Genomic DNA, 13,968 nt, shown 5'->3' with positions numbered 1-13,968 from the left:
TACATATAAAGAAAGAGCGTATGAAGAAAATAGTGCTACCCAATAACTTCTTTTCCGAAGCTGCCGAAGCGCTGAAACAAGGCCATACCGTGAAACTCCTCATCGGTGGTCAAAGCATGTACCCTTTTATCAGAGGAGGGATAGACATGGTGGAAGTTGCTCCCTGCCCGCCCGAGGGAGAACTGCCTGCCTGGTGTTGCCCTTTCTACCAATGGGAAGGTCGGTATATGATTCACCGGTACGTCGGCCGCGAAGGCGACGACTGCCTGATGCTGGGTGATGGAAACGTGGCGCGTATTGAGCGGGTAAAGCGGAAAGACATCATCGGCCTGCTGCGCACCATCCACCGTCCCGACGGGACAACGCAGGATTGCCGTGATGTACGCTGGTTGAAGAAAGCCGAATGGTGGTACCGGTTGCGCTCTTTGCGCCGATGGCTGATTCCAATTTTCAGGGCGCTGCACATCAGATAAAGAGCAGATAATTAAAACTGGTTAAATTATTTTGAAGTGTCATTGAAAGCCTATACATTTGCATCGTTGTTTATGCAATTATTGTTGCTTCAAAAACAACTATCTTATCACCATAATTAATGTATAGACCCAATGAGAAAGTTCTTCTGTTTCATCTGGTTGGCATGCCTGACGCTTCCAATGGTTGCGCAGGAAGCATTAAGCTTGGATAGTTGCCGTGCATTGGCAATCTCCAACAACAAGGAATTGCTGATCAGCCAGGAAAAAATCAAGACGGCACATTATCAGAAAAAGGCAGCATTCACCAACTATCTCCCAGACATCTCGGCAAGCGGCGGATATATGCGCAGCCAGAAAGAGTTGTCCATTCTGAGCGATGCCCAGAAAGGGGCTTTGTCCAATTTGGGAACAAGCCTCAGCGGTCCGTTGCAGGAAGCGGCACAAGTCATCGCACAGCTGCATCCCGAAATAGCCGGTCAGTTGCCTGCCTTGGGACAAAGCCTGGTCGGCGCGCTCGACGGTGCCGGAAGTTCCCTGGTAGATGCATTCCGCACGGATACCCGCAATATGTACGCAGGCGCGCTCACCCTGACTCAACCTCTGTATATGGGAGGCAAGATACGTGCCTACAACAAAATCACTAAATATGCTGAAGAACTGGCACGCCAGCAGCACACCACCGGCATGCAGGAAGTGATACTGAGTACCGACCAGGCATACTGGCAGGTAGTGTCCCTTGCCACCAAAAAGAAGCTGGCGGAAAGTTACCTGACATTGTTGCAAAAGCTGGACAGCGATGTAGACAAAATGATTGCCGAAGGTGTTGCCACCAAAGCAGACGGCCTGTCCATCAAAGTAAAAGTGAACGAGGCGGAAATGACCCTGACCAAAGTAGACGACGGTCTGAGCCTCGCCCGGATGTTACTATGCCAGCTATGCGGGCTCGACCTCTCCTCTCCCATCACCTTGCAGGATGAAGAGAAAGAAGACCTGGCACCCGATGCCGTTGCCGCCAATGGCATCGACATCAACAGCGTTTATGCCACCCGCCCGGAAGTACGCAGCCTGGAACTTGCCACACAAATCTATAAACAAAAAGTAAACGTTGCCCGCGCAGAGTATCTCCCATCCGTAGCCATGATGGGCAGTTACATGGCAACGAACCCTTCAACCTTCAACAGTTTCGAAAAGAAATTCAAGGGAATGTGGACCGTAGGCGTCATGGTATCGGTTCCCATCTGGCACTGGGGTGAAGGCAGTTATAAAGTGAAAGCGGCAAAGTCCGAAGCACGCATCGCCCAATATCAGCTGGATGATGCCAAGGAAAAGATAGAACTGCAAGTCAACCAATCGGCCTTCAAAGTGAACGAAGCTGCCAAGAAACTGACCATGGCGGAGAAGAACCTCGAAAAAGCCGACGAGAACCTGCGATATGCCACACTCGGATTTGAAGAGGGAGTTATCCCGACAAGCAATGTACTCGAGGCACACACCGCCTGGCTCTCCGCCCAATCGGAAAAGATAGATGCACAGATTGACGTGAAACTGACGGAAATCTATCTGAAGAAGGCAACAGGACAATTATCAATTGAAAATTAAAAATTAAAACGATGGATACAAAATCACAAAACAGTAACATGCTACTGGCATTCCTCACGCTGACGGGAGTAATTGCCATAGTTGCCCTTGTAGGTTTCTTCATGCTTCGCAAGGGACCGGAGATTGTGCAGGGACAAGCAGAAGTAACGGAGTATCGTGTATCGAGCAAGGTGCCGGGACGTATTCTGGAATTTCGTGTGAAAGAAGGACAGAGCGTCCGGGCCGGAGACACGCTCGCCATCCTGGAAGCCCCGGATGTACAAGCCAAACTGGAGCAGGCACGTGCCGCCGAAGCAGCCGCACAAGCCCAAAACGATAAAGCTCTGAAAGGCGCCCGCGACGAGCAGATACAGGCCGCTTACGAAATGTGGCAGAAAGCGAAAGCCGGAGTAGGCATTGCCGAAAAGTCGTACAAACGAGTGAAGAACCTGCACGACCAAGGCGTAATGACCGCCCAAAAACTGGATGAAGTAACCGCCCAGCGCGACGCTGCCATCGCCACCGAGAAGGCCGCCAAAGCACAATACGACATGGCCAAGAATGGTGCGGAACGTGAAGACAAAGCCGCCGCCGCCGCATTGGTGGAACGTGCCAAAGGAGCCGTTGCCGAAGTAGAGTCGTACATCAAAGAAACTTATCTGATAGCACAGACCGCCGGTGAAGTCTCCGAAATCTTCCCGAAAGTAGGCGAACTGGTTGGTACGGGTGCCCCCATTATGAATATCTCCATCCTGGATGATATGTGGGTAACCTTCAATGTGCGCGAAGACTTGCTGCAAGGCTTAGGCATGGGCACGGAGTTCGAGGCCTATGCTCCCGCACTGGACAAGAACATCCGCCTGAAAGTATATTATATGAAGGACCTCGGCACCTATGCCGCCTGGAAAGCAACCAAGACCACCGGTCAGTTCGACTTGAAGACATTCGAAGTCAAAGCTGCGCCGCAAGAGAAAGTAGAAGGATTGAGACCCGGAATGTCGGTGATACTTAAAAAATAATGGAAAGAGACAAGAAATATATAGCCTTATGGAACGTGATGAAGCGCGAATGCCGCCGCCTCGTCTCCCGTCCGCTATATCTGTTCTGCATGGTGATAGCACCGTTGTTCTGCTATATATTCTTCACCACGCTGATGGACTCCGGGCTGCCCATCAACATGCCCGTAGGTGTGGTAGATCAGGACATGACCGCCACCTCCCGACAGCTGACCCGCAACCTGGATGCCTTTGAGCAGACCGCCGTCGTTGCCCACTACCCCACCATCAACGAGGCACGCACCGCCATGCAACGGGGAGAGATTTACGGTTTCTACTACATCCCCCAGGGCACTTCAGCCAAAGCGCAAGCCCAGCGGCAACCCAAGCTTTCATTCTATACCAACAATACCCTGCTCATTGCCGGTTCTTTATTGTTCAAGGACATGAAGATGATGAGCGAACTTGCATCCGGAGCTGCCGCCCGCACCTCGCTCTATGCCAAAGGTGCCACCGAAGACCAGGCCATGGCCTTCCTCCAGCCCATAGTCATCGACACCCATCCGCTCAATAATCCGTGGCTGAACTATTCCGTATATCTGTGCAACACCTTTGCACCCGGTGTATTGATGTTGCTTATCTTCATGATAACCGTCTACTCCATCGGTGTAGAGATAAAAGACCGTACTGCCCGCGAATGGTTGCGCAGCGGCAACAACTCCATCTGGATTTCCCTTGCCGGGAAGTTGCTTCCGCACACGGCCATCTTCTTCCTGATGGGTATATTATATAATGTGTACCTCTACGGTTTCCTGCACTTCCCCTGCAACAGCGGCATCGTGCCGATGCTCCTCGCCACCCTTTGCCTGGTGCTGGCATCGCAAGGCATGGGTATATTGATGATAGGCACCCTGCCTACCTTGCGCTTGGGGCTTAGTTTCGCCTCCCTTTGGGGCGTGCTTTCTTTCTCCATGTGCGGATTGTCGTTCCCTGCCATGGCGATGCACCCCGTGCTGCAGGCGTTGGCAAACCTGTTCCCGCTGCGCCACTATTTCCTGATTTATGTGGACCAGGCTCTGAACGGCTATCCCATGATTTACTCGTGGGTGAACTACGTGGCGCTGCTTATTTTCATGATGCTCCCCTTCCTCATAGCCCACCGGCTGAAGGAAGCATTGATTTACTATAAATACCTACCGTGATGAAAGACTTGACGTTCAAACAGAAAGTTATACAAGGTATATACGACTTGTTCTATATCTGGAAACAAGAATTCCGCACGACCTTCCGTGACCAGGGCGTGCTCATTTTCTTCGTGCTTGTTCCGATCGTTTATCCGCTGATATACTCCTTTATCTACACCAACGAGACTATTCGCGAAGTACCTGCCGTAGTGGTGGATAACTCGCGCTCCTCGCTGAGCCGCGAATATCTGCGGAAGGTGGATGCCAGCCCGGAAGTAAACATCGTGACCTATTGCGCCGACATGGAAGAAGCCAAACTGATGCTGAAAGACCGGAAAGCGTATGGCATCATCTACATCCCTGCCCACTTCAGCGAAGACATCATGCGCGGCAAGCAGACACAAGTCAGCCTCTACTGCGACATGAGCGGATTGCTATACTACAAGTCCCTGCTGAATACCAATACAAACGTATCTCTGGATATGAATGCGGACATCAAGATGCAACGCGCCGGCAACACTACCGACCGCCAGGATGAAATTACAGCTTACCCGATAGAATATGAGGACGTTGCCCTCTATAACCCGACCAATGGCTTTGCCGCCTTCCTGATACCGGCCGTATTGGTACTGATTATTCAGCAAACCTTGCTGCTGGGCATCGGTCAGTCCGTAGGAACCGCCCGCGAGAAGAACCGTTTCAAGGATCTGGTGCCTATCAACCGACATTATAACGGTACGCTGCGTATTGTTATGGGAAAAGGATTGAGCTACTTCATGGTTTATGCACTGGTATCGGTATATGTCCTGTGTGTAGTTCCCCGTCTTTTCAGCCTCAACCAGATAGCGATTCCCAGCGTGTTAGGTTTGTTCGCCCTACCCTATCTGATGGCTTGCATCTTCTTTTCCATGACGGCTTCCATTGCCATCCGCAACCGGGAAACGTGCATGCTGCTGTTTGTATTCACTTCCGTACCGTTGCTGTTCCTTTCCGGCATTTCGTGGCCGGGTGCTGCCATGCCTGCATTCTGGAAGTATTTCTCGTATCTCTTCCCTTCCACTTTCGGCATCAATGGGTATGTACGCATCAACAGTATGGGTGCCACGCTCAACGAAGTTGCTTTTGAGTACCAGGCTTTATGGCTGCAAACGGGCATTTATTTCATTACGACCTGCCTGGTTTATCGATGGCAGATACTGGAAAGCAGAAAACATGTGATAGAGGAATATAGGAAGCATAAAAAGAGTGATAAAGTGATAGGGTGATAGAGTAGTAACTTCCCCCTATCACTCTATCACCTTACCACCCTATCACCTTTTTTATGTTTTTATTTTTCCGGATCCAGCACCACCACCCGGTAGTTATTCTGATCCATCACCAGCTTCATAAACTCTGCCATATCCTTCTCGGTAATAGTATTGAGAGTATCAATTGCACCCGTCAATGTATTAACCGGAAGCAGTTCATAGGCAGCCATGTTGTTTACCCAAGCATTGTTCTTGGTCAATCCTTCGGTAAATTCCTTCACCATAAATTCTTTGACAGTCTTCAGTTCGGCAGGATCGACGCGCTGTGTTATCTGTTCAAACTCACTGCGGACAATCTTCAGGACATCTTCCTTTTTCTCCGGCTTCATGGGGAAGACAGTTTGCAGAATCAGCGGAGTATCTTCAAGACGAGTCAGCTTGCCCTGAGTCTGAATGGAATAAGTAGCACCTTCATCTTCGCGTACCTTATTCAGCAGACGCGCGGTCATGATCTGGGCTGCCATCTGTGTCATCAGCTTATTCTTCACGGTATAAGGCACACTGCCGGTTACAATCACTGCGGCATACGTCTGCGGCACTTCCATCTTCTGAACGAACTCGTCGGTCTTGTTACCGCCGTTCATGCCAAGATTGGCACGTTTCACATCCTCCTTCTTTGCAGCATCGGCAGGCAAAGTTGCAAGATACTGTTCTGCCAGAGCCTTCAACTCGTCAAGTTCTATATTTCCACTGAAAACAAAAGTAAAGTTGGCAGCATTGGAGAAACATTTGTGAACAATCTCCAGCATGCGTTCGCGGTTTGCTTTCTCAATAGCAGCTACACTGACCATCTGTTTGCGCGGAGCGTTATACAGCACTTGGTGTAACTTCTGACTGAAAATGAACTGCGGATTGGCAGACTGATTCTGGAAAAGGCCCTTATAGGTATTCTGCATGGCAGAGAATTCTTCAGCAGTTACATTCAGATCGGTGAATGCCATGTAAATCAGTTCCATCATTGTTTTCAAGTCTTTCGGAGTAGTCTGACCGGTCATCTCCTTATCATAATCTTTCAGGGAAATGTTCAGAGAAACCTGCTTGCCTGCAAGATACTTCACCAAGTCTGCATAGCTAAACTTGCCCAACCCATATTGTTGCAGCATCAGCGGCATAAAGATCAAATTATCGGCATCCTCTTCACCATAAATGGAAGTCCCGCCCTTGGAAATGATATCCACACAAATCTCGTCAGCCTTGAAGTCAGTCTTCTTCACCAGCACCTTGGCACCGTTGGAAAGCATCCATCCCATGGCATCAAACTCCTTGTTCGGCTTCTCTGCCACCACTTTCCCGGCTGCGGGAAGTTGCCCGATCAAAGGTTCGGTCTTTACATTATCCACATAAGGAGCAATATCCTCGGCATCAACGCGCGCCATGACGGCCGCAAGTTCGGCTTCGGTAGGATAGGCAATGCCTTCTTTGTCCGGCATTGAGCACATCACGAGTCTGTTATCATCGGGCACCATCTGATTGTACAACTGGTTTACGGCCTCCACAGGAATCCGGTTTGCCAGCATGTTCATCATCTGATACTCATTCTCAATACCCGGTATCGGTTCGTTATTCAGGAAGTGCTCTACATACGCCTGCACGAGGGACTCGTTTTCTTGCTGGCTGCGGTTTTTATAGGCTTTCTCCAGTCCGGAAAGATACTCACTGCGGCAACGAGCATACTCGGTAGCTGTAAATCCGCTGCGTTTGGCACGAAGCGCTTCACGGTAGATGGCTTCCAAGGCACCTTTCACATCCGTACCTTTAGCAATAGCCACATAATTAAGAGCATCCTTAGTCTTGGCTATACCGAACAATTCACCGCTCATTACACCGGTTGCGGCAAAAGGAGCATCGGCTTTCGACACGATATCGTTAAGGCGATATTCCATCATCATGCTGACCATATTCGTGAGATACTGCATGATCAGATAATCCATATTGCCTTTCAGCGAATCGGGCGTAGCATCAAACTTGAATAGCAGATCCACTCTTGAATTCGGTAGCTCCTTATCCTTGCCTACGGCATAGATGGTTTCCTTATTGTCCGGCACGGGAAAGTATTCACGTTTTGCAGGATTTGCGGGCATCTCAATGTCGGCAAACATCTCCTTGATTTTGGCTTCAACGCGGTTCACGTCAATATCGCCTACTATCATAATTCCTTGCAGGTCGGGGCGATACCACTTTTCATAATAGTCACGGAGCGCCTGATGAGGGAAGTTATCGACTACCGACATCAAGCCGATGGGGAGGCGATGTGCATACCGGCTGTCCGGCATGAGCACGGGAAGCGTCTTTTCCATGATACGCATCTGAGGAGGCATCTGGATGCGCCATTCTTCGTGAATGACTTTACGCTCCTTATCTATTTCTTCGCCATCGAGCAGAAGGTCGTTTGCCCAGTCGTGCAACACCAACAGACAAGAATCCTGCACGCCTTCACGTGCCACGGGTACACTGGAAATCCGATAAAAGGTTTTGTCCCAGCCGGTGGCAGCATTCAGGTTCTGTCCGAACTTCACGCCTACCGATTCCAGCCATTTCGTCAGGCTGTTGCCCGGAAAACTCTTTGTTCCGTTGAAGCACATGTGCTCCAGGAAGTGCGCCAAGCCGCGTTGCTCCTCTGTTTCGAGTATGGAGCCTACCTTCTGTGCAATGTAGAAATCGGCTTGACCTTTAGGATATTCGTTGTGACGTATATAATAGGTCAGTCCATTGTCCAGTTTTCCAATCTTCACATCTTTATCCACCGGGATGGGCGGCATCTGTTGCGCCACTGCCAAGGCGGGTGATAACACATATCCTACTAAAGCGAGGATAACTACTTTCATTGTCTTTCTCATTTTTATTTGCATTTAGTGATCAATCTTTTTTGACGTTGCAAAGGTGTAGAAAGTTTTTTTAGTATTACGTTATCTCAACGTTAACTTTACGTTAACAAGAGAATTCTGTTACTTTTTGAGAAAAACAACTGCCGGATAAGAAGTGCACGTTTACACTAAATCGCTAAACGAAATCAGCACTTTCCAGGAAAATTGCACTTTTTATTCGGCAGAATTAGTATATTTGCAAAACCGACTTAGATTAAATAAAGATGGAACAGCTCATAACTGCGAGGTACCACCGGCGGTATACGCCAACTGGGGAAAGTAGACAATGCCTATGTTGTGAAAGATGATATAGAATACGGGTACAAGAACGTCATTCCACTGTGGCATTTCGGACTCAACTATTGATAAAATGCAAAAATGAAAATACGTACCCTTGTTTCCATTTCAATTGTTGCCTTGCTACTCATCGTGGCACTGCAATGTGTAGGAATGTATTATGCCCATCGCAACCTGATGCAAGCCACCAAACAAACTTTGGACCAATGCTTTGAGAAGGCTTTTATTGAAGTTGTGGACAATCAGCTCAACCGTCTGCCTTTACCTCCCGGTACCGTGACCCACTTTATTTATGCTCCCTACAGCATGAAGTTCGACCAGGATGATTTCTATTTCTACGGTTATCAGCAAACCTCAGCTATCTTGCAGAAGATGTACCGCACTCCCGAAGTATCGTTGGATTCATTGAGCCTTGCATTGAGCAGCCGGCTTCGGAAACGGGAGATAGAAGCAGATGTTGTGATTCGCAAGTTCGATGTGAATACGGGTGAGACGCTGGCACAGACCGCAGCAATCCTCCCCACAGGTTTCAAGGCGCTGACGTCGAAGCAAGCATTTCTGTACAAAGAGAAGGGTATAGCCGTAGAAGCCATACTGGACATTCCTTTGTTGTGGAAATTGCGTGAAGTGCTACCGCTCTTCTTGGGTACGCTATTATTGTTGGTGGGCATTGTCTTTACATTTATTGTCCAGTTGCGGTCCGTCCATAGTCAAGGGCAGGCCATAACAGAACAGCGGCAGGATTTCTATCTTCTGGCAGAACAGATGAGGCAGCCCGTCATGAAAGTTCTTGCAAGCATCAGGCAACAGTTGTGGGGAGAGGCCGAAGTGCAAGGCAGTCGTCTGCTGAGTGATACGGAACAAACTTTGACGAAAGCGAAGAAAGAGGAACAGCAACAGCGATGGAGACACCGTTCCACTTCCTTCTTCGTTATTTCTTGGGGTAGTCTGGCAGGTGCTTTCCTGCTGTTGCTTGTCTGGGGCAACTACCTGTACCAGCAAAAATGGAAGGAAGTGAAGTACGAGGCCGATGTGTGCTTCGAAAACGCTTTCTATGCCGATGTCGGTGCACGGTTTGACGTATTCCTGTATGCAAATAAGCTGAAAGGCACGCGCAGGGAGGACATAACAGGAGTGACGCGCTATGCCAACGCGCAACTCGATGCTTTGTACAATTTCATGCAGAAGGATAGTATATATCTGAGGATTAATCCCCTAACCGTGTATCCGAAGAAAATGGATATCGAAGACGGATTCCGTCTGTGGAATGCCTATGCCCTGCAGGATAAGATGAACGAGGCCAAGCTACCTGTTCCTTTCAATATCGGGCGTATGGATGAATACTTTAACACCCAACTTTCGAAGAAAGGAATGCCTGCCGGAAGCATCCGGATGTTCCGCTATCCTTCGCACGAATTGATGCTGTATACCGGAGAACCTTTCTCCAGTGCACCGGACATGCATACGCGGATGCTCTGCCTGCAAAAGGACAGTACAGTTTGTATAGAGGGAGTGATACATTCCACGCCCACATACATCCTTTCTTCTATCGGATATATGCTGCTTCCGCTGGGATTTACTTTCCTGTTTATCTGCTTCTGCATCTTCTTTCAGATACGCCTGCTCCGCACGCAGCGTCGCCTGAAGCAATTTCAGAAAGACTTTACGTATGCCATGGTGCACGACATGAAGTCTCCGTTGAGTTCCATACTGATGGGGACGCATGTCCTGGCAAGCGGCAAGCTGTCCGATAAGCCGGAGAAGGAAGAGAAATACAAGCGGGTGATGACGGAGGAGTGTGAGCATCTGTTGGCTCTGTCCGGCAGGGTATTACTGCTGACACAACTGGATGAGGGGCGTTTACAACTGAACAAGGAGGAAGTAGCCCTGCGTCCGCTGGTGGACGACTTGATTGCAAAGATTTCCTTGAAAGCGGGGAAGAAGGTAGAGTTCTCCACCGTTTACCACCGTTGTGAGGCGGTCTTTGCAGATGCTTTCTGCTTGCGCGAGGTGTTGGGGAATCTTCTGGACAATGCAGTGAAGTACTCCCGCGAGGAGGTAAAGATTGACATAGTCTGTGAGGCAGAGCGGGAATTCAGCAAGATTAAAGTCTGCGACAACGGGCTGGGTATTCCCGTGAAGGACCAGTCGCGCATCTTCAACCGTTTTGAGCGTTCAGCGGCGGCTGTCCGCAGTAGTAAGGGCGGTGCCTCGGGCTTCGGACTGGGACTGAACTATGTGCAGCAAGTGATGCTGGCACACGACGGAAGGATAGAAGTAGAGAGCGAAGAAGGACGCTTCAGCGAGTTTACACTCTACTTCCCGAGATAAGTCACTCTTCTACCAGCATCAGTCCTACCCCTCTTATCGTCTTTATTACTATGCAAGGCTCATCCTCCAACTGTTTACGCAACTTGGCTATAAATACATCCAAGCTGCGTGATGCGAAATAATCATCTTCAGTATCCCAAAAACGGCTGAGTATGGCATCTCTTCTGACTGTTTCATTCTTATTCTCGGCAAGCAACTGAAGAACTTGCGCTCCTCTTACGGTTAAAACTTTAGTTTTCCCTGTTGTATCATCACGCAAAGTAGCATGTTTGGCATCCAGTGTATAGCGACCTAATTTATAGTGATCTGTTTCAGTCCGTGTTTTAGCACCTTCCTTCAACTTGAGTAGTGCATGGATATGTGCGTCCAGTTCATCCGGTACGAACGGTTTCTTTACATAGTTATTCACGCCGATTTTATATCCCTCTTTCACATCTTTAGGAGAGGTCAGTGCGGATGCAAACAGAATAGGAGTATCTCCATCCGTTTCCCGAATCCGTTCCACCATCTGAAAACCATTCATCACCGGCATATCAATGTCCGATATAATGATATCCGGGTGATGCTCTTCCCAGGCCTTCAATCCTTCGGCACCATTGGTTGCTGTAATTACTTCATATCCCCCAATAAGTTCCTGCAAGCCACTTTGCACAATGTAGCACAAGTTGGCATCGTCTTCTACCAATAATAGTTTGATCATAATTTATTTATTATTTGCGGTAAATATATAAAGAATTCACTGAATTCACCTTCTATACTGTTTACAAAGATTCTCCCTTCGTGAGCTTCCACCACCTGATAAACAAAGTTCAGCCCCAGTCCAAAACCGGTAGCCCCACCTTTTCGGCTTCGTTTGGCCGCCGCAGAGCGCTCATATTTATTAAAGATGGCACGTTGGTCTTTCTCGGGAATGCCCAAACCTTCATCATATACCTTTATAATAGTATATGGCGATTCGTTCAGAGAGCTGACTTTTATTTCCACCGTCTCTTTGGAGTATTTGATGGCATTGTCTATAAGATTACTGATCGCCTCTTCCAGATATTCTTCATCAGCATAAACTTCTTCTACTTGTAAGTTGGTAGTGAAGTGAACGGGCTTGGTCGATTTTGCCACAAACTTCTCTGATAGTTTTTCAATCATCAGCGTTAATGAAACTTTCTTCTTGTTCATCTCCAGTTTATGGTTCTCCAGTTTAGACAGCGTAAGAACTTTGTTGGTCAACGACAATAAATGATCCGTTTCACTTTCGGCAATCTTAAAGTACTTGCTTTTCAGTTCCGGCTTTTCTTCTATCTTAGGGTTATGCAGAAATCCTAAGCTCATCATGATGGTGCTGAGAGGTGTTTTCATATCATGAATCATGGCATAAGAGAAATCTTCGCGGACTTGGAAGATTCTTTTCATCCGCACAACAATATTGATTTGATATATGATACAGCCAACAACAAAAGCCATCATGAGGGCTGTTGCTATCATAAGCAAGCCCATGCGTTCAAAGATTGTGTTATAAGGATTACTCAGAACCAACTGCACACCTTGGGACAAATCCAACCGCGTAGGTATAATTTCTGATTTAATGGCTCCAAATCTAGGAATTGCCAGGTCTTTACTGCTTTCAGATATTGCCTTGGTCTTAGGATTTACAGTATAGACTAAATAATCGCTATCTATATTTGCATTTTTCAGAAGAACTCCAGCAATTGAATCTATTTCACTTATTGAGAACTGAACTCCTAATTTCCAAAGGCCATCACACAAGAACGTTACAAGCGCTATCGAATCATTTGATGGCGACCCTACTATTTCAGCCCCCTCCGGCATATTCTTAGAAGCGAGATCAATACCTCTAAGTGTAGCTCTATTTAATATAGAAGAACATTCTTTGTTTATCTCATTTCCTATCAACATATAAGTATTGCGTAACCATATTGACTGCAACGCAAATATGGAAACAACACCTAAAGTAGTAAACCAATATATATATGTTCGATTATTCATAGTGACCGCAAAGATAATAACATTTCAATAAACTTGGATAACATTTCGATAACATTTTAACAGAAAAACATCATTTATCTTTGCAACATCAAAAGGAAAACAGATTAAATAATATTAAATTAAAAGTTTATGGAACAGCTAATAATTGAATTAAATCAAGAAGAACAAGAATTTATTTACGGTGGAGAGAGTAGATTACGCTTTATCAATGGAAAATGGGAAGTAGTAGTTGACAATCCCGGTTGACTTGATAATAATTCATAGAATATCTTTTATAATAAAGAGACAAACATAACATAAAAAAGAATCAAACAAGAGAGGCTAATCAAAAGATTAATAACATAGCGATAACACAAAGGTAACATAAGTAAATAATTTACTTGCCTACCTTTGCAACATCAAAAGGAAATAAAAATAGTATTAACATTAATAATCAAAAGAACAATGAAACAGATTAAAAATGAAATGTTCGGTTTATTGAGCAGAAAAGAAATGAAGAGTGTATTGGGTGGATCAATGACCACTCCGGAAAAAGAACATGAAGAACAAAACTTCTTCGAACAGCACGGGATTTACCAAATATAAGGTAGCCCACTCTAGAAGAGTTAACCTAGCGATAACGCAATGGTAACATAAATAGAGAATTCACTCACTTACCTTTGCAACATCAAAAGAAGATAAACTTAGTATTAACATTAAAATAAAAAAATCATGAAGATTATGAACAGTAAAAATGTAACAACATTAAGCGAAAAAGAGTTGAGAAATGTAATGGGTGGTCTGATTCCGCCTCCGCAAAACGAAAACGAGAAGAAGTCACCAGTACAACAGGTGATCGATGAATTAAGATCAGGGTTTATATGCTGGTAACAGTAAAATATTAACCTAGCGATAACCCAAAGATAACAAAAGTGTTCAACACACTTCCCTACCTTTGC

General features: G+C 46.8%; 11 protein-coding genes. 8 read left to right on the top strand and 3 right to left on the bottom strand.

The features are described from left to right. From AAE250_RS19690 to AAE250_RS19670, 5 genes are all read left to right on the top strand, one after another. Positions 1–473: hypothetical protein (locus tag AAE250_RS19690; protein ID WP_342289305.1), on the top strand; the 473-nt coding region annotated here is incomplete at its 5' end. Between the two features lie 132 nt (positions 474–605). Beyond that, on the top strand, positions 606–2,072 hold the full coding sequence (locus AAE250_RS19685) for a TolC family protein (RefSeq protein WP_294599107.1): 1,467 nt from the start codon (positions 606–608) through the stop codon (positions 2,070–2,072). Positions 2,073–2,083: 11 nt separating this feature from the next. Further along, positions 2,084–3,070 carry an HlyD family secretion protein gene (locus AAE250_RS19680; RefSeq protein ID WP_294599109.1) on the top strand — a complete coding sequence of 329 codons (987 nt, stop codon included), beginning with the start codon at positions 2,084–2,086 and terminating at the stop codon, positions 3,068–3,070. Continuing rightward, entirely contained in the window at positions 3,070–4,248 is a 1,179-nt protein-coding gene (locus AAE250_RS19675; protein WP_294599112.1) for an ABC transporter permease, read from the top strand. Before AAE250_RS19680 ends, AAE250_RS19675 begins: the two co-directional genes overlap by 1 nt. Then, on the top strand, positions 4,248–5,495 hold the full coding sequence (locus AAE250_RS19670; RefSeq protein WP_294599114.1) for an ABC transporter permease: 1,248 nt from the start codon (positions 4,248–4,250) through the stop codon (positions 5,493–5,495). The genes AAE250_RS19675 and AAE250_RS19670 overlap by 1 nt, the downstream gene beginning before the upstream one ends. 62 nt (positions 5,496–5,557) lie before the next feature. Here the strand turns inward: AAE250_RS19670 and AAE250_RS19665 are convergent, their stop codons facing one another. Beyond that, positions 5,558–8,362: a M16 family metallopeptidase gene (locus tag AAE250_RS19665; protein ID WP_294599117.1), complete on the bottom strand. Its 2,805-nt coding sequence runs from the start codon at positions 8,360–8,362 to the stop codon at positions 5,558–5,560. 417 nt (positions 8,363–8,779) lie between these two features. Between AAE250_RS19665 and AAE250_RS19660 the strand changes: the two genes are divergently transcribed. Continuing rightward, positions 8,780–11,029 (top strand): sensor histidine kinase, encoded by a 2,250-nt coding sequence (locus tag AAE250_RS19660; RefSeq protein ID WP_294599120.1) that lies wholly within the window; start codon positions 8,780–8,782, stop codon positions 11,027–11,029. A gap of 1 nt (position 11,030) precedes the next feature. Here AAE250_RS19660 and AAE250_RS19655 read toward each other — a convergent pair whose 3' ends face one another. Further along, complete coding sequence (locus AAE250_RS19655) at positions 11,031–11,729, bottom strand: response regulator transcription factor (protein WP_294599123.1); 699 nt, start codon at positions 11,727–11,729, stop codon at positions 11,031–11,033. Further along, entirely contained in the window at positions 11,726–12,940 is a 1,215-nt protein-coding gene (locus AAE250_RS19650) for a sensor histidine kinase (protein WP_342289303.1), read from the bottom strand. Before AAE250_RS19650 ends, AAE250_RS19655 begins: the two co-directional genes overlap by 4 nt. Positions 12,941–13,474: 534 nt before the next feature. On the opposite strand from AAE250_RS19650, the gene AAE250_RS19645 reads away from it, so the two are divergent. Next, on the top strand, positions 13,475–13,615 hold the full coding sequence (locus tag AAE250_RS19645; RefSeq protein WP_294599129.1) for a hypothetical protein: 141 nt from the start codon (positions 13,475–13,477) through the stop codon (positions 13,613–13,615). 126 nt (positions 13,616–13,741) lie between these two features. Beyond that, positions 13,742–13,900, top strand: a complete 159-nt coding sequence (locus AAE250_RS19640; RefSeq protein WP_294599132.1) for a bacteriocin — start codon at positions 13,742–13,744, stop codon at positions 13,898–13,900. Positions 13,901–13,968: the final 68 nt, after the last annotated feature.

The sequence above is a fragment of the Bacteroides sp. GD17 genome (genome assembly GCF_038448625.1).
In the GTDB taxonomy this organism is placed as follows: Bacteria; Bacteroidota; Bacteroidia; order Bacteroidales; family Bacteroidaceae; genus Bacteroides.
The sequence above is the reverse complement of the archived record's forward strand: the minus strand, read 5'-3'. Positions and strand labels throughout refer to the sequence as shown.

What these genes read in the sequence shown, in the direction of transcription:
- AAE250_RS19640 (WP_294599132.1), top strand. Translation starts at nt 13,742, where the DNA reads ATGAAGATTATGAACAGTAAAAATGTAACAACATTAAGCGAAAAAGAG.
- AAE250_RS19675 (WP_294599112.1), top strand. Translation starts at nt 3,070, where the DNA reads ATGGAAAGAGACAAGAAATATATAGCCTTATGGAACGTGATGAAGCGC.
- AAE250_RS19655 (WP_294599123.1), bottom strand. Translation starts at nt 11,729, where the DNA reads ATGATCAAACTATTATTGGTAGAAGACGATGCCAACTTGTGCTACATT.
- AAE250_RS19645 (WP_294599129.1), top strand. Translation starts at nt 13,475, where the DNA reads ATGAAACAGATTAAAAATGAAATGTTCGGTTTATTGAGCAGAAAAGAA.
- AAE250_RS19665 (WP_294599117.1), bottom strand. Translation starts at nt 8,362, where the DNA reads ATGAAAGTAGTTATCCTCGCTTTAGTAGGATATGTGTTATCACCCGCC.
- AAE250_RS19670 (WP_294599114.1), top strand. Translation starts at nt 4,248, where the DNA reads ATGAAAGACTTGACGTTCAAACAGAAAGTTATACAAGGTATATACGAC.
- AAE250_RS19650 (WP_342289303.1), bottom strand. Translation starts at nt 12,940, where the DNA reads ATGTTGATAGGAAATGAGATAAACAAAGAATGTTCTTCTATATTAAAT.
- AAE250_RS19660 (WP_294599120.1), top strand. Translation starts at nt 8,780, where the DNA reads ATGAAAATACGTACCCTTGTTTCCATTTCAATTGTTGCCTTGCTACTC.
- AAE250_RS19685 (WP_294599107.1), top strand. Translation starts at nt 606, where the DNA reads ATGAGAAAGTTCTTCTGTTTCATCTGGTTGGCATGCCTGACGCTTCCA.
- AAE250_RS19680 (WP_294599109.1), top strand. Translation starts at nt 2,084, where the DNA reads ATGGATACAAAATCACAAAACAGTAACATGCTACTGGCATTCCTCACG.